Source organism: Zoogloea sp. GW822-FHT05C07 (genome assembly GCF_058800215.1).
The window spans coordinates 4,886,887-4,902,143 of the sequence record NZ_CM179510.1; the positions used below are offsets into that span (position 1 = coordinate 4,886,887).

The 15,257-nt window shown below is 65.3% G+C and carries 11 protein-coding genes; all 11 read left to right on the top strand.

Features of this window, described 5'->3' with window-relative positions; all coding sequences use genetic code 11:
* Positions 1–393: 393 nt before the first annotated feature.
* Positions 394–1,767, top strand: a complete 1,374-nt coding sequence (gene benA, locus AC3QL2_RS22520; RefSeq protein WP_481122434.1) for a benzoate 1,2-dioxygenase large subunit — start codon at positions 394–396, stop codon at positions 1,765–1,767.
* The gene (benB, locus tag AC3QL2_RS22525) at positions 1,767–2,252 is read left to right on the top strand and encodes a benzoate 1,2-dioxygenase small subunit (protein WP_493232551.1); all 486 of its coding nucleotides are present in this window, start codon (positions 1,767–1,769) and stop codon (positions 2,250–2,252) included. The genes benA and benB overlap by 1 nt, the downstream gene beginning before the upstream one ends.
* A gap of 60 nt (positions 2,253–2,312) precedes the next feature.
* Positions 2,313–3,329, top strand: coding sequence for a benzoate 1,2-dioxygenase electron transfer component BenC (benC, locus tag AC3QL2_RS22530; RefSeq protein WP_493232552.1), 1,017 nt, complete (start codon positions 2,313–2,315; stop codon positions 3,327–3,329).
* Positions 3,326–4,174, top strand: a complete 849-nt coding sequence (benD, locus tag AC3QL2_RS22535; protein WP_493232553.1) for a benzoate diol dehydrogenase BenD — start codon at positions 3,326–3,328, stop codon at positions 4,172–4,174. The genes benC and benD overlap by 4 nt, the downstream gene beginning before the upstream one ends.
* 55 nt (positions 4,175–4,229) lie before the next feature.
* On the top strand, positions 4,230–5,546 hold the full coding sequence (locus tag AC3QL2_RS22540) for an MFS transporter (RefSeq protein ID WP_493232554.1): 1,317 nt from the start codon (positions 4,230–4,232) through the stop codon (positions 5,544–5,546).
* Positions 5,547–5,590: 44 nt separating this feature from the next.
* Positions 5,591–6,538: a catechol 2,3-dioxygenase gene (locus tag AC3QL2_RS22545; protein WP_493232555.1), complete on the top strand. Its 948-nt coding sequence runs from the start codon at positions 5,591–5,593 to the stop codon at positions 6,536–6,538.
* Between the two features lie 238 nt (positions 6,539–6,776).
* Complete coding sequence (locus AC3QL2_RS22550) at positions 6,777–8,237, top strand: 2-hydroxymuconic semialdehyde dehydrogenase (protein WP_493232556.1); 1,461 nt, start codon at positions 6,777–6,779, stop codon at positions 8,235–8,237.
* Positions 8,238–8,343: 106 nt separating this feature from the next.
* Positions 8,344–9,126: a 2-oxopent-4-enoate hydratase gene (dmpE, locus tag AC3QL2_RS22555; RefSeq protein WP_374483882.1), complete on the top strand. Its 783-nt coding sequence runs from the start codon at positions 8,344–8,346 to the stop codon at positions 9,124–9,126.
* A 19-nt stretch (positions 9,127–9,145) separates the two neighbouring features.
* A complete protein-coding gene (dmpH, locus tag AC3QL2_RS22560) occupies positions 9,146–9,934 on the top strand; it encodes a 2-oxo-3-hexenedioate decarboxylase (protein ID WP_493232557.1) in 789 nt (262 codons plus the stop codon).
* Between the two features lie 174 nt (positions 9,935–10,108).
* Positions 10,109–13,645: an indolepyruvate ferredoxin oxidoreductase family protein gene (locus AC3QL2_RS22565; RefSeq protein WP_493232558.1), complete on the top strand. Its 3,537-nt coding sequence runs from the start codon at positions 10,109–10,111 to the stop codon at positions 13,643–13,645.
* Positions 13,646–13,764: 119 nt separating this feature from the next.
* On the top strand, positions 13,765–15,135 hold the full coding sequence (locus AC3QL2_RS22570) for a porin (protein WP_493232559.1): 1,371 nt from the start codon (positions 13,765–13,767) through the stop codon (positions 15,133–15,135).
* The last annotated feature ends 122 nt before the right edge of the window (positions 15,136–15,257 follow it).

The window sequence follows — 15,257 nt, forward strand, 5'->3', positions numbered from 1 at the left end:
CAGCGCTGGGTTGTGCGGATTATGTCGAATGAGTCGTCGCCGGGGCTGGCACGCCTTTCGCTTTTAGCTCTCCCGCAAGGCCAGACTCAACGGAATGCTCGATCAGCCAACGAATTGCGCAAATCCGGAGTCCGGCGAACACGACAGAGCCTCGCAGACAAGCGGGCCACGAATGGAGACGAAGACCATGCCGCAGATGCTTTCCCCCCGCGATCCGCCCTAGGCGGTCGCCACCCCGGCCGCCATCCGGCGGCGCCATTACCGAAGCCCGTTTTGCCCCTGATGCGTGTCGACCCGTCCGGTCGCCAGCAGGGCAGGGCTCGGCCCGAAGAAACCGTTTTGCACCAGCGCCCGTGGGCGACTTTTGATTCAGACCGCGAATAGGAGACCAGCGTGACCCAGATCCGCCACGACACCCAGACCCGTCTCGACAAGCTCGATGCCCTGCTTGAAGAAGATCCCGTCAATCACATCTACCGCCTGGACCGCTCTGCCTTCACCGATGAGGAATGGTTCGAGCTCGAGATGAAGTACGTCTTCGAGGGCAACTGGGTCTATCTCGCCCACGAGAGCCAGATCGCCAACGTCAATGACTACATGACCGTCTACGTCGGCCGTCAGCCGGTGGTGCTGACCCGCGACAAGACCGGCAATCTGAACGCGCTGCTCAACACCTGCACGCACCGCGGCGCGCAGCTGGCCCGCCACAAGAAGGGCAATAAGTCGAGCTTCACCTGCCCGTTCCACGGCTGGACCTTCAACAACGCCGGCAAGCTGCTGAAGGTGAAGGACCAGACCCCGGACGCCGGCTATCCGGAAAGCTTCAACTGCAACGGCAGCCATGACCTCGTCAAGCTGGGCGCCTTCGAGAACTACCGCGGCTTCCTGTTCGGCAGCATCAACCCGGACGTCAAGCCGCTGGTCGAGCACCTGGGCGAAGCGGCCAAGATCATCGACATGATTGTGGACCAGGCACCGGAAGGCATCGAGGTGCTGCGCGGTTCCGGCTCCTACGTCTTCGACGCCAACTGGAAGCTGCAGGCCGAGAACGGCGCCGACGGCTACCACGTCACCGCTACCCACTGGAACTACGCCGCCACGCAAGGGCGCCGCACCACCGACGGCAAGGTCGACACCATCAAGGCGATGAGCGCCGGCGGCTGGGCGCGCAAGGGCGGCGGCTCCTATTCCTTCAAGAATGGCCACCTGGTGTTGTGGACCAACTGGGCCAACCCGGAAGACCGCCCGCTGTGGGCCAAGCGTGACGAGTGGGTCGAGAAGTTCGGTGAAGCCAAGGCCGACTGGATGCTCAGCAAGTCCCGCAACCTGTGCCTGTACCCCAACGTGTACCTGATGGACCAGTTCAGCTCGCAGATCCGCGTGCTGCGCCCGATCTCCGTCGATAAGACCGAAGCCACCATCTACTGCATCGCGCCCAAGGGCGAAGCCCCCGAAGCCCGTGCCCGCCGCCTGCGCCAGTACGAGGACTTCTTCAACGCCACCGGTATGGCCACCCCGGACGACCTGGAAGAGTTCCGCTCCTGCCAGCAGGGCTTCAACGCCCGCGCCGTGAAGTGGAACGACATGACCCGCGGCTCGGTGCACTGGGTTGAGGGCGCCGATGACAACGCCAAGGCGATCGGCCTCAAGCCGGAGCTGTCCGGCGTCAAGACCGAAGACGAAGGCCTGTACACCGTGCAGCACAAGTACTGGGTCGAAGCCATGAAGAAAGCCATCCACGCTGAAGAAAACAACGGAGACAAGTGATGCTGTCCTACGAAGCCATTCAAACCTACCTGTACCAGGAAGCCCGTGCCCTTGATGAACGCCGCTGGAACGACTGGCTGGCCTTCTACGCCGAAGACGTGGAGTTCTGGATGCCGTCCTGGGACGACGACGGCACGCTGACCACCAATCCGCACAACGAAGTCTCGCTGATCTACTACGCCAACAAGCAGGGTCTGGAAGACCGCGTGTTCCGCATCGAGACCGAACGCTCGAGCGCCACCATTCCGGATACCCGCACCGGCCACGCGATCAACAACCTGGAAGTGCTTTCCCAGGACGATTCCAGCATCACGCTGCGCTTCAACTGGACCACCCATAGCTACCGCTACCAGATCGTCGACACCTACTTCGGCACGTCCGAGTACACCCTCGACGTCACCGGTCCGAAGCCGCTGATCAAGCGCAAGTACGTGGTCCTGAAGAATGACCACATCCATCACGTGCTGGACATCTACCACATCTGATGTACCGGGCCCGCCGGAGGGCGGGCCCTTGTTTTACTCCACGACAGAGGGGCGCTCACCATGACCTACAACATTGCGCTGCAGTTCGAAGACGGGGTTACCCGCATCATTCCCTGCGAAGCCGACGAACTGGTGGCGGATGCCGCCTACCGGGCCAAGATCAACATTCCGCTGGACTGCCGCGACGGCGCCTGCGGGACCTGCAAGTGCCACTGTGAAAGTGGCCGCTACACCCAGGGCGTGTACATCGAAGACGCCCTGACCGACGACGAAGCCGCGCAAGGCTTCATCCTGACCTGCCAGATGCGCCCGGAATCCGACTGCGTGATCCGCGTGCCGGCCTCGTCCGCCGCCTGCAAGACCGAAGTGGCGACCCACGGCGGCAAGCTGTCGAAGATCGACCGCGACTCCGCGACCACGGTGTCTTTCTCACTGCAGGCCGACAAGCCGTTGTCCTTCCTGCCGGGCCAGTACGTGAACCTGAACGTGCCGGGCACCCAGGAAACCCGCGCCTATTCCTTCAGCTCCGCGCCCAACCGCAATGAGCTGTCCTTCCTGATCCGCGACGTCCCCAACGGCCTGATGAGCACCTTCATGCGCAGCAAGGCCAGTACCGGTGATGCGATGACCTTCACCGGCCCCTACGGCAGCTTCTACCTGCGTCCGGCCCTGCGCCCGATCCTGATGCTCGCCGGTGGCACCGGCCTCGCGCCCTTCCTGTCCATGCTGCGCTGGCTGCAGGACAACCCGACCACCCAGCCCATCCTGCTGGCCTACGGCGTCAATACCAACGACGACCTCGTCGAACTGGACACGCTGGAAGCCCTCAAGGCGGCGATGCCGAACTTCGACTACTTCACCTGTGTGGTGGATGGCGCCAGCGGCCACCCGCGCCTCGGCTACGTGACCGATCACCTGAGCCCGGCCAACCTCAACGATGGCAACGCGGATGTGTACGTCTGCGGGCCTCCGCCGATGGTCGAAGGCGTGCGCAGGTGGATGGCGGGCGCGGGCGTTGCCCCGGCCAACTTCTACTTCGAGAAGTTCTCCGCCTCCACTGAAGGAGCTGCAGCATGAGCGCCGCACGGCAGTCCGAAGGCGCTCGCCCCGCAGCCCGTCAGGGCGAAGGCAATCCAGTGCGCCGTGCAAATCGCTTTACCGACAAGGTCGTCATTGTCACCGGCGCGGCCCAGGGCATCGGCCGCGGCGTGGCCCTCAACGTGGCCGCCGAGGGCGGCGCGGTGCTGGCGGTGGATCGTTCGCCGCTGGTGGACGAGGTTGTCGCCGAGATCGTCCAGGCCGGCGGCAAGGCCGCGGCCTTCCAGGCCGACCTGGAAACCTTCGCCGGCGCCGAGTCGGTGGTGGCCGAGGCGCTGGCCCGTTTCGGGCGCGTCGATGTGCTGATCAACAACGTCGGCGGCACGATCTGGGCCAAGCCCTTCGAGCATTACGAAGAGGCGCAGATCGAGGCGGAGATCCGCCGCTCCCTGTTCCCGACCCTGTGGTGCTGCCGCGCCGTGCTGCCGCCGATGCTGGCGCAGAAGAAGGGCGTCATCGTCAATGTGTCGTCCATCGCCACCCGTGGCGTGCATCGCGTGCCGTACTCGGCGGCCAAGGGCGGCGTCAATGCGCTGACGGCCTCCATCGCCATGGAGCATACCAAGGACGGCATCCGCATCAACGCCACCGCGCCCGGCGGCACCGAGGCGCCGCCGCGCCGCATCCCGCGCAACCAGGCCCAGCCGACGGCGCAGGAGCAGGCCTGGTACCAGGGCGTCATCGACCAGACCATCGATTCGAGCCTGATGCACCGCTACGGCACGATCGACGAGCAGGTCGCCCCGATCCTCTTCCTGGCTTCCGACGAGTCTTCCTACATCACCGGTCTGGTCGTGCCGGTCGGTGGCGGCGACCTCGGCTGATGCCCGCTGCTTCGTCCCTCCCCATTTTTCATAACAACTAAATAAGCGAGACAACATGGCACAGATCGACGTACACAAGCTCACCGATCACGCACGTTTTGGCGGCTTTCATGGCCTCGTGCTGTTCTGGTGCGCCCTCATCATCATCTTCGACGGCTACGACCTGGCGGTGGCCGGCATCGCACTGCCGTCGATCATGAAGGAGATGGGCGTTTCTCCGACCAACGCCGGCTTCATGGTCAGCTCGGCGCTGTTCGGCATGATGTTCGGCGCGATCTTCCTCGGCACCATCGCCGACAGGATCGGTCGCCGCTGGGCCATCGCGATCTGCATGCTGTTGTTCAGCGTGTTCACGGCCGCCGCAGGCTTTGCTTCCGACCCGGTGACCTTCAGCATCACCCGCTTCCTGGCCGGTCTGGGCATCGGCGGCGTGATGCCCAACGTGGTCGCCCAGATGACCGAGTACTCGCCGCGCAAGATGCGCAGCACACTGGTGACGCTGATGTTCAGCGGCTACTCGGTGGGCGGCATGCTGGCGGCGCTGCTCGGCAAGGGGTTGATCGAGAGCTACGGCTGGCAGTCGGTGTTCGTCGCTGCCGGCCTGCCGGTGCTGCTGATCCCGCTGATTCTCAAGTCCCTGCCGGAATCGATGGCCTTTCTGGTCAAGCACGGCCGTGCCGAAGAGGTGAAGCGCATCCTGCCGCGCATCGAACCGTCCTACGTGCCGGCTGCCGGTGACGAGTTCGTGCTGGCCCACGCCCATCACGCCCACGGCGCGCCGATCGGCAAGCTGTTCCAGGATGGCCGCGGCTTCAGCACCACGATGTTCTGGGTGGCCTTCTTCATGTGCCTGTTCATGGTGTACGCCCTCAGCTCCTGGCTTGCCAAGCTGATGGCCGGTGCCGGCTACAGCCTCGGCTCGGCGCTGACCTTCGTGCTGGTGCTCAACTTCGGCGCGATGATCGGGGCCATCGGCGGCGGCTGGCTGGCAGACCGCTTCCACATCAAGTACGTGCTGGTCGGCTTCTATGCGCTGGCCGCGGTGTCGATCACGCTGCTCGGCTACAAGGTTTCGACCGAAGTGCTGTACGTGCTGGTCGGCCTGGCAGGTGCCTCGACCATCGGCACGCAGATCCTCACCTACGCCTATGTCGGCCAGTACTACCCGATGGCGGTGCGCTCCACCGGTATCGGCTGGGCATCCGGTGTCGGCCGCAGCGGCGCGATCCTGGCCCCGATCGTCATCGGCACCCTGGTCGGCATGTCCCTCCCGTTGCAGCACAACTTCATGGCCATCGCGATCCCCGCAGTGATCGCCACGCTGGCCGTTTCCATGATCAACCACGGTCGTTCCGCATCCGCTCACCACTGAGTGGAGCAGGGCCGAACCCACAACCCAACCAGGAGACAAATCAAATGGCAATCACCGGCGTATTGCGCCCCGGCCACATTTCCCTGCGTGTGCTGGAGCTGGAACCCGCGCTCAAGCACTACAAGGACGTGCTGGGGCTGATCGAAGTGGAACGCGATGCCCAGGGCCGCGTGTTCCTCAAGGCCTGGGACGAGCACGATCACCACAGCATCGTGCTGCACGAGGCGGACAGCGCGGGCATGGACTACATGGGCTGGAAGGTCGACTCCGTCGAGACCCTCCACAAGCTGGCTGCCGACCTGGAAGCCTGCGGCCTGTGTTCCGACCTCGGCTGGATCGAGGCGGGCGAGCATCCCAAGACCGGCAAGCGCTTCCGCTTTACGGTGCCTACCGGCCACGTGATGGAGCTGTTCGCCGAGAAGGAGCGGATCGGCAACAACTGCGGCACCGACGGGCCGGACGTCAATCCGAACCCGTGGCCGGATGGCCTGGTCGGCATATCCCCGTCGCGCTTCGACCACTGCCTGCTGTATGGCGATGACCTGGACGGCTCGGTGAAGGTCTTCACCGAGGTGCTTGGCTTCTACATCACCGAGAAGGTGGTGCTGAAGAGCCAGCCGGAGTTCATGATCGGCACCTTCCTGACCTGCGCCAACAAGGCCCACGACGTGGCCTTCATCCGCCAACCGGTGAAGGGCAAGCTGCACCATGTGTCCTTCGAGCTGGGCAGCTGGGAGAAGGTGCTCCACGCCGGTGACGTGCTGTCCCGCACCCACACTTCCATCGACATCGGGCCGACCCGCCATGGCATCACCCGCGGCGAGACGATCTACTTCTTCGACCCGTCCGGCAACCGCAACGAGGTGTTCTCCGGCGGCTACATCGCCTATCCGGACAAGCCGGTCATCACCTGGTACGACGAAACCCTCGGGCCCGCGATCTTCTATCACGACCGCAAGCTCAACGAGGCTTTCCTGAGCGTGTTCACCTGATTCTTGCAGCATCCACGGCGACGCCCGCAAGGGCGTCGTCATGGGATAACAACAGAATAAAAAAATATCGAGATTTTAATTAAATCTCGCTAAACTAGATTAAATCGATCGACCGAGGCCGAGAACAGCGCCCCCGCCGAGCGATCAATCCGGAAGAAGTGTCCAGCTCCCGTCGGGCCGTGCCCGCCCAGGTGCCGTGACCAGCCGGGCCTACGAGACCTCAGACAGTGAGAAAGACATGAAAGAATTCAAGAACTTCATCAACGGTGAGTACGTCACCAACGTCAGCGGCAAGACCTACGAGAACCGCAACCCGGTGGACAACTCCCTGATCGGCCTGGTCCATGAAGCCGGCAAGGCCGAAGTGGATGCCGCCGTGGCCGCCGCGAAGGCTGCGCTGCATGGCCCCTGGGGCAAGCTGTCGGTGGTCGAGCGCTGCAAGATGCTCGATGGCATCGTCGCCGAGATCAACAACCGCTTCGACGACTTCCTGCAGGCCGAAATCGCCGACACCGGCAAGCCGGCCCACCTGGCGTCCCACATCGACATTCCCCGTGGCGCGGCCAACTTCCAGATCTTCACCGACACCATCAAGAACGTCTCCACCGAGTCCTTCGAGATGCGCACCCCCGACGGCAAGACTGCCCGCAGCTACGGCGTGCGCACGCCGCGCGGCGTGATCGCGGTGATCAGCCCGTGGAACCTGCCGCTGCTGCTGATGACCTGGAAGGTCGGCCCGGCGCTGGCCTGCGGCAACACCGTGGTCGTCAAGCCCTCGGAGGTCACCCCCGCCACCGCGACCCTGCTCGGCGAAGTGATGAACAAGGTCGGCGTTCCCGCTGGTGTATACAACGTGGTCAACGGCTACGGTGTGGATTCCGCCGGCGCGCTGCTGACCGCCCACCCGGACGTCAACGGCATCACCTTCACCGGCGAGACCAAGACCGGCACCGCCATCATGAAGGCCGGCGCCGACGGCATCCGCCCGGTGTCGCTGGAACTCGGCGGCAAGAACGCCGCCGTGGTGTTCGCCGACTGCGACTTCGAGAACGCGGTTAATACCGTCACCCGTTCGGTCTTCGAGAACTGCGGCCAGGTCTGCCTGGGCACCGAGCGCGTCTATGTCGAGCGCCCGATCTTCGACAAGTTCGTCAATGCGCTGAAGGCCAAGGCCGAGGCGATGAAGCCGGGCCTGCCCTTCGACGCGGACACCAAGATCGGCCCGCTGGTCAGCAAGGTGCACCAGAAGAAGGTGCTGTCCTACTACGAGAAGGCCAAGGCCGAAGGCGCCACCATCGTCACCGGCGGCGGCGTGCCGCTGATGGCGGACGAACTGAAGGACGGCTGCTGGGTCGAGCCGACCATCTGGACCGGCCTGCCGGAAACCGCCTCCGTGGTGCGCGAGGAGATCTTCGGGCCGTGCTGCCACATCCAGCCCTTCGACACCGAGGAAGAAGCGGTGCGCATGGCCAACGACACCAAGTACGGCCTCGCCACCTCGATCTACACCCAGGACATCAGCCGCGCCAGTCGCCTGGCCACGCAGATCGAAGTGGGCCTGTGCTGGATCAACAGCTGGTTCCTGCGCGACCTGCGCACGCCTTTCGGCGGTTCCAAGCAGTCCGGCATCGGCCGTGAAGGCGGCCTGCACTCGCTGGAGTTCTACACCGAGCTGCGCAACGTGATGATCAAGTACTGAGCCGACTCCGCTCCCACGGCGCACTGTCCCCATGGTGCGCCCGCCGGCCCTGGCTCCCTCCCTCCGGGGCCGGCACCTACACCCAACAGACTGACGGAAGCCTTCCATGAATCAGAACAAGATCGAGCAATATGGTGACGAGCTCTACAACGCGCTGATCACCCGTACCGCGGTGGACCCGCTGACCGACCGCGAACCCGAGATCACCATCGAGGACGCCTACAAGATCCAGTTGCGCATGATCCAGCGCCGCCTCGACGCAGGCGAGACCATCATCGGCAAGAAGATCGGCGTCACCAGCAAGGTGGTGATGGACATGCTCAAGGTCAACCAGCCGGACTTCGGCCAGATGACCTCCGGCATGATCTACAACGAGGGCGAAGCGATCCCCGTTGATTCCATGATCGCCCCCAAGGCCGAAGCCGAAGTGGCCTTCATCCTCAAGCGCGACCTGCAGGGCCCTGGCGTCACCGCCGCCGACGTGCTGCGCGCCACCGAATGCGTGGTGCCGTGCTTCGAGATCGTCGACTCCCGCATCCGTGACTGGAAGATCAAGATCCAGGACACCGTCGCCGACAACGCCTCCTGCGGCGTGCTGGTGCTCGGCGGCGTGCGCAAGAGCCCGCGTGACCTCGACCTGGCGCTGGCCGGCATGGTCCTCGAGAAGAACGGCGAGATCATCAGCACCTCCACCGGCGCCGCCGTGCAGGGCTCGCCGGTCAATGCCGTGGTGTGGCTGGCCAACACCCTCGGCCGCCTGGGCATCGCGCTGAAGGCCGGCGAGGTGATCCTGTCCGGCTCCCAATCCCCGCTCGTCCCGGTCAAGGCCGGCGACAGCCTCACCTGCAGCGTCGGCGGCCTGGGCGGCACGTCGGTGCGCTTCATCTGATTCCAGCAAGGGCATTCCCATGAAACTCGATCAAGCCACCATCCTCTCCCTCGCCGAGCACCTGGAAAGCGCCGAGCTGCAGGCCCGCGACGTGACCAAGATCACCGACGACCATCCGGACATGGACTGGGACGACGCCTACGCGATCCAGGACGAGATCCGCCGCCGCAAGGAAGCCCGCGGCAACAAAGTCGCCGGTCTCAAGTGTGGTCTCACGTCCTTCGCCAAGATGAAGCAGATGGGCGTCGAAACCCCGGTGTTCGGCTTCGTCGCCGACTACATGGCCCGCCCGGACGGCGGCGACATCAAGCACAGCGAGCTGATCCACCCGAAGGTCGAAGCCGAGATCTGCATCGTCACCAAGGCCCCGTTGAAGGGCCCTGGCTGCCACGTGGGCGCCGTGATGGCGGCGGTGGACTTCGTGCTGCCGGCGGTGGAGGTCATCGACTCCCGCTACCGCGACTTCAAGTTCGACCTGAAGAGCGTCATCGCCGACAACACCTCGTCGTCCCGCTTTGTGGTCGGCAACACCATGCGCGACCTGGAAGGCCTGGACCTGCGCACCCTCGGCGTGGTCATGGAGATCAACGGCGAGATCAAGGCGATGGCAGCCGGCGCCGCGGTGCTCGGCCACCCGCTGACCGCCGTGGCGATGCTCGCCAACCACCTGGGCGCCCGCGGCCAGGAGATCCCGGCCGGTACCTTCATCATGACCGGCGGCGTCACCGAAGCCATCACGGTGAATCCGGGCGACCACGTGAACGTTCGCTTCCAGGATCTCGGCTCCGTCTCGATGCGTTTCGTCTAAAGCACGGCCCGGCGGCATGCAGTCCGCCGGGCGTGAATCCCCGCCGCTGAACCTCCGCTCCTGATTTCCGGTTCGTGCCGGTGCCTGGCGACGCTCCCCGCGAGCGAGGCCGGCTCCCGTTCGGCCTGAAGAAATGGAAGGAGCAGGGCGGGGCGACCGGTAGAGGATTTTTCCATGTCATCCAAGCAAAACCCTTCGAACATATTCACGCAGGAGCAGGGCAGCATCAACCTGGGCGGCATCGACGCGCTGGTGCGCCTGAGCCTGGACCAGGTGCGCACCGACGCCCGCCGCGGCCTCAAGACCGGCATGTTCATCTCGGGCTACCGGGGTTCGCCGGTCGGCATGCTCGACGCCGCGCTGATCAAGCAGCAGAAGCTGCTCCTCGAAAACCACATCCATTTCGTCGACGGTCTCAACGAGGACCTGGCTGCCACCGCCGTGTGGGGCACGCAGATGATGCACACCGTCGGCAAGCCCAAGTTCGATGGCGTGACCGGCATGTGGTACGGCAAGGCGCCCGGTGTGGACCGCAGCGGCGATGCGCTGAAGCACGCCAACTACACGGGCATCGGCAAGAACGGCGGCGTGCTGGCGATTGCCGGCGACGATCCCAGCTGCAAGAGCTCGTCCCTGTGCAGCCAGTCGGAGCCGATGCTCTACCACGTGGGCATCCCGTCCCTGTTCCCCGGCAACGTGCAGGAGATCCTCGACCTGGGCCTGCACGGCTACAACATGTCGCGCCTGTCCGGCCTGTGGGTCGGCATGAAGATCGTCACCAACGTGGCGGATGGCAGCGGCACGGCCAACGTGGACCCGGCGCGCCTCGACTTCGTGACGCCGGATCTCAACTTCGACGGCAAGCCCTTCTTCCCCAACATGAACCTGGGGATGAACGTGCGCGTCGAGGCGCTGGAGATGGAACAGTCCCTGTACACCCGGCGCCTTGAAGTGGCGCGCCGCTACGCCCGCGCCAACAAGCTCAACAACATCGTCTTCGAGAACAAGGACGCCTGGCTCGGCATCGTCACCGCCGGCAAGACCTACAACGACGTGCGCCAGGCCTTCCTCGAGATGGGCCTGGACGACGAGGCGCTGCGCCGCTACGGCATCCGCATCCTCAAGATGGGCATGCTGTTCCCGATGGAACCGACCATCGTGCGCGAGTTCGCCGAGGGGCTGGAAGAGATCTTCGTCATCGAGGAGAAGCGTCCCTTCCTGGAGATGTTCGCCAAGGAAGTGCTCTACGGCCGCGCCAACGCGCCGCGCATCGTCGGCAAGTTCGACGACGAGGGCCAGGAGCTCTTGCCGCACTACGGCGAGTTCGAGTCCGACGTGATCGCCCGCGCGCTGCTCAAGCGCCTGTCGCGCAAGGCCCGCGTCGAATCGGCCGAGGCCTGGATCAAGCGCCTCGACGACATCCACGCGCGCAACAAGCTGCCGACCATGAACCGCACCGCCTGGTACTGCTCCGGCTGCCCGCACAACAGCTCGACGGTGGCTCCGGAAGGCAGCATCGTGTCGGCTGGCATCGGCTGCCACACCATGGCCATGTGGATGGACCGCAACGTGGTGATGGGCACCCACATGGGCGGCGAAGGTGCCCAGTGGATCGGCATGGCGCCCTTCACCGACACCCAGCACATCTTCCAGAACATGGGCGACGGCACCTACGCCCACTCGGGCAGCCTGGCGGTGCGCTACGCGGCCTCCACTGGCGCCAACATCACCTTCAAGCTGCTGGTCAATGCGCATACCTCGATGACCGGCGGCCAGGACATCATGGGTGCTCACCCGGTGGCGGCGATGGTCTCCGACCTGCTCGCCAACGGCGTGCGTCGCGTCATCGTGACCACCGACGACCTGTCCGACTACTCCGGCGTCCAGCTGCCGGGCCATACCGAAGTGTGGCACCGCGACCGCCTCGACGAGGCCCAGCGCGAGCTGGCCGCCACGCCAGGCACCACCGTGCTGCTGCACGACCAGGAGTGCGCCGCCGAGCTGCGCCGCGCCCGCAGCCGCGGCAAGGCCGCCGAGCCGGTGGAAGTGACCGTCATCAACGAGCGCGTCTGCGAAGGCTGCGGCGATTGCGGCGAGAAGTCCAACTGCATGAGCGTGGAGCCCGTCGAGACCGAGTTCGGCCGCAAGACGCGCATCCACCAGTCGTCCTGCAACAAGGATTTCTCCTGCGTGAAGGGCTTCTGCCCGTCCTTCGTGACGGTCACGCCGAACCCCGAGCCGGCTGCCGGCGATGCGCCGAAGAAAAAGAAGAAGGGCCGCATTCCGGCCCTGGAGCGGGAGCTTCCGCAGCCCGAGTTCAAGATCACCGGCGACTTCGGTGTGCACGTAATGGGCATCGGCGGCACCGGCTCGGTGACCGTCGTGGCGACTCTCGCCAACGCCGCGCGGATGGAAGGCAAGCACGTGGTCGGCCTCGACCAGACCGGCCTGGCCCAGAAGGGCGGGGCGGTGATCTCGGACATCAAGGTGAGCGCGCAGCCCTTTGTCGGCGCCAACAAGATCTCCGACGGCAGCGCCGACCTCTACCTGGGCTTCGACATCCTCAACGCGACGGACCCGAAGAACCTGGACAAGTGCCACCCGGAACGCACCATCGCCATCGTGTCCACCACCGAGACGCCGACCGGCCACATGGTTTCCGACCGCCACGTGCATTTCCCGGCGGTGACCGGGCTGACCGCCGGCCTCAACCGCGTCACCCGCAAGGCCGACAACGTCTTCCTCGACGGCCAGGCGCTGGCCGAGGGCCTGTTCGGCGACAGCATGGCGACCAACCTGTTCATGGTCGGCGTGGCCTACCAGGCCGGCACGCTGCCGCTGGCCGCCGAGTCCATCGAAACGGCGATCCGCCAGTCTGGCGTCGGCGTGGAGATGAGCCTCGCAGCCTTCAAGTGGGGCCGCATGGCGGTGGTGGATCGGGCCTTCGTCGAGGCCGAGGTGGCCCGCGGCAATGCCCCGGTGATCGCGCTGCGTGCCTTGCCGGCCCTGACGCCGGCGGCCCGCGCCATCCTCGACACGGTAGGGGCCCAGGGCGAGCTCAAGCGCCTGCTCGAAGTGCGCATCCCCGAGCTGATCGCCTACCAGGACGAGGCCTACGCCAAGCGCTACGCCGAGGTGGTGAAGAAGGTGCACGGCGCCGAATCCCGTCTCGTCCCCGGCCAGACCGCGCTCGCCGAGGCGGCCGCCCGCTACCTCTACAAGCTGATGGCCTACAAGGACGAGTACGAGGTGGCCCGCCTGCACAGCGATCCGGCCTTCCTGGCCCAGCTCGATGCCCAGTTCAAGCACGGCTACACGCTGAAGTACCACCTGGCGCCGCCGCTGCTGGCCGACCGCGACCCGAAGACCGGCGAGCTGCAGAAGAAGGTCTATGGACCCTGGGTGCAGAAGGCCTTCCGCCTGCTGTCCCGCTTCAAGAGTCTGCGCGGCGGCAGCCTGGACGTTTTCGGCAAGAGCGGGGAGCGCCGCGAGGAACGTCAGGCCATTGAGGACTACATCGTGCTGCTGGATGACATCGTTGCCCGGCTCGACGCCGCCAATCACGCGGCGGCGGTGGACCTGGCCAGCGTGCCCGACGAGATCCGCGGCTACGGTCACGTGAAGGAGAAGAACGTAGCCGCCGCCAAGGCCCTGCAGGCCGAGCGTCTGGAGGCCTTCCGCACCGCCCAGCCGCTGCAGATGCGGGCCTGAGCGAGTACGCGCTACTGAGCAACACCGGGCCGGTAGCCATCGCTGCCGGCCCGACATACAGCCCCCACAGAGGGGCCAACCCATCCCGGCTAATCACCGGACCAAGGAAGAGACTGACCATGCAGAACAACAAGCCCGCCACCCTCCGTCGCCCGCTGAGCCTGCTCTTGCTGGCCGCCTTCGGCAGCGCCGCCGCGCCGGCCTTTGCCGAGAGCGAGATCGACACGCTCAAGCGCGAGCTGGCCGAACAGCGCCAGCTGATCCAGCAGCTGATGAAGAACCAGGAAGAACAGAAGAAGACCGAGATCCAGACCGGCGGCCCGGCTCGTGGCGCCGGCCTGCAGATGGGTGTGCCGACCGGCCCGTCCGGCACGCTGACGATCTACGGCGTCGCCGATGTCAGCGCGTCTACCGTCAATAGCGGCTTCGGCCAGAAGTCCACCATCGGCTCCGGCGGCATGTCCTCGTCGCGGATCGGCTTCAAGGGTGAAAAGGAACTCGGCGACGATATCAAGGCGGTGTACCTGATGGAAGCCGGTTTGTTGTTCGATACCGGCTCCGTCGGCACCGGCGCGATCACGCCGGGCATCAACAACACCGCGGTGTCCAGCGGCGGGCAGACCAGCAACGGCAGCCAGATCTTTTCGCGGCAGATCTACGCGGGGTTGCAGACCCGCTTCGGTACGCTGACGGCTGGCCGTCAGTACGCCGGCTCCTATACCTCGTCGGTGATGTCGGCGGCGATGGGCGCCGGTTTCTTCGGTTCCTCCGCCGGCCTGCTGCCGGTGATCGGCGGCATGCCGACGCGCCTCAACAATGCCCTCGTCTACGCCTCGCCGAAGGTCGCCGGCTTCTCCGGCCAACTGACCCTGAGCAGCGGCAGCGAGAACAACGTGAACATGGTGACGCCGGTGGCGGCCGGTTCGACGACCGTGACCACCGACAAGGCCGGTCGCGGCGGTGATCTGGCGCTGTACTACAGCGCCGGCCCGCTCAACGCCACGGTGACGGCGTGGAACGTGGACAACGCCAGCTATGTCGCCCCGGCGACGGGCCCGCAGGAAACCGGTCTCGCCAAGCGCCGTGGCTGGCAGGTGGGCGGCAGCTACAACCTGGGCTTCGCCACGTTGTACGGCAACTATGTGGCTGGCCGCATCAGCGGCGGCAACTACGAGAACGTGACCGCCACCTTGTCCAAGGCTGAGGGCTGGAGCGTCAGTGCCGGCATCCCGCTGTGGCGCGGCAAGGCGCTGGTGAGCTACAGCCAGCTCGACGACAAGTCGATCAAGAACCGCGATGCCAACCTGCTGGGCCTGGGCTACGCCTACAAGCTGCAGGATTCGACCACGCTGTACGGCACGTGGGGTAAGGTCCTTAACAAGACCAACGGCACCTACAGCCTCACTGACGGCGGCAACCTGGTCGGCACGGTGGCCAAGCCGGGTTACGACCCGAGCGGCTACATGGTCGGTGTGAACCACGTGTTCTAAGCCAGGCTTGCGCCTCCGCCGGATTTCCGCGGAGGCGCGCAATCGACCTTGTTGCACGAATGCGCTTGCAAGCGTGATTCCCCCAGCCCCAGACTGCGTGCTTTTCCAGGCATTGGCGTTCT

Excerpts from the sequence above, each read along its gene's own strand:
- benB (WP_493232551.1), top strand. The coding sequence starts at position 1,767 with ATGCTGTCCTACGAAGCCATTCAAACCTACCTGTACCAGGAAGCCCGT.
- AC3QL2_RS22565 (WP_493232558.1), top strand. The coding sequence starts at position 10,109 with ATGTCATCCAAGCAAAACCCTTCGAACATATTCACGCAGGAGCAGGGC.
- dmpH (WP_493232557.1), top strand. The coding sequence starts at position 9,146 with ATGAAACTCGATCAAGCCACCATCCTCTCCCTCGCCGAGCACCTGGAA.
- AC3QL2_RS22570 (WP_493232559.1), top strand. The coding sequence starts at position 13,765 with ATGCAGAACAACAAGCCCGCCACCCTCCGTCGCCCGCTGAGCCTGCTC.
- benC (WP_493232552.1), top strand. The coding sequence starts at position 2,313 with ATGACCTACAACATTGCGCTGCAGTTCGAAGACGGGGTTACCCGCATC.
- AC3QL2_RS22550 (WP_493232556.1), top strand. The coding sequence starts at position 6,777 with ATGAAAGAATTCAAGAACTTCATCAACGGTGAGTACGTCACCAACGTC.
- AC3QL2_RS22540 (WP_493232554.1), top strand. The coding sequence starts at position 4,230 with ATGGCACAGATCGACGTACACAAGCTCACCGATCACGCACGTTTTGGC.
- AC3QL2_RS22545 (WP_493232555.1), top strand. The coding sequence starts at position 5,591 with ATGGCAATCACCGGCGTATTGCGCCCCGGCCACATTTCCCTGCGTGTG.
- dmpE (WP_374483882.1), top strand. The coding sequence starts at position 8,344 with ATGAATCAGAACAAGATCGAGCAATATGGTGACGAGCTCTACAACGCG.
- benD (WP_493232553.1), top strand. The coding sequence starts at position 3,326 with ATGAGCGCCGCACGGCAGTCCGAAGGCGCTCGCCCCGCAGCCCGTCAG.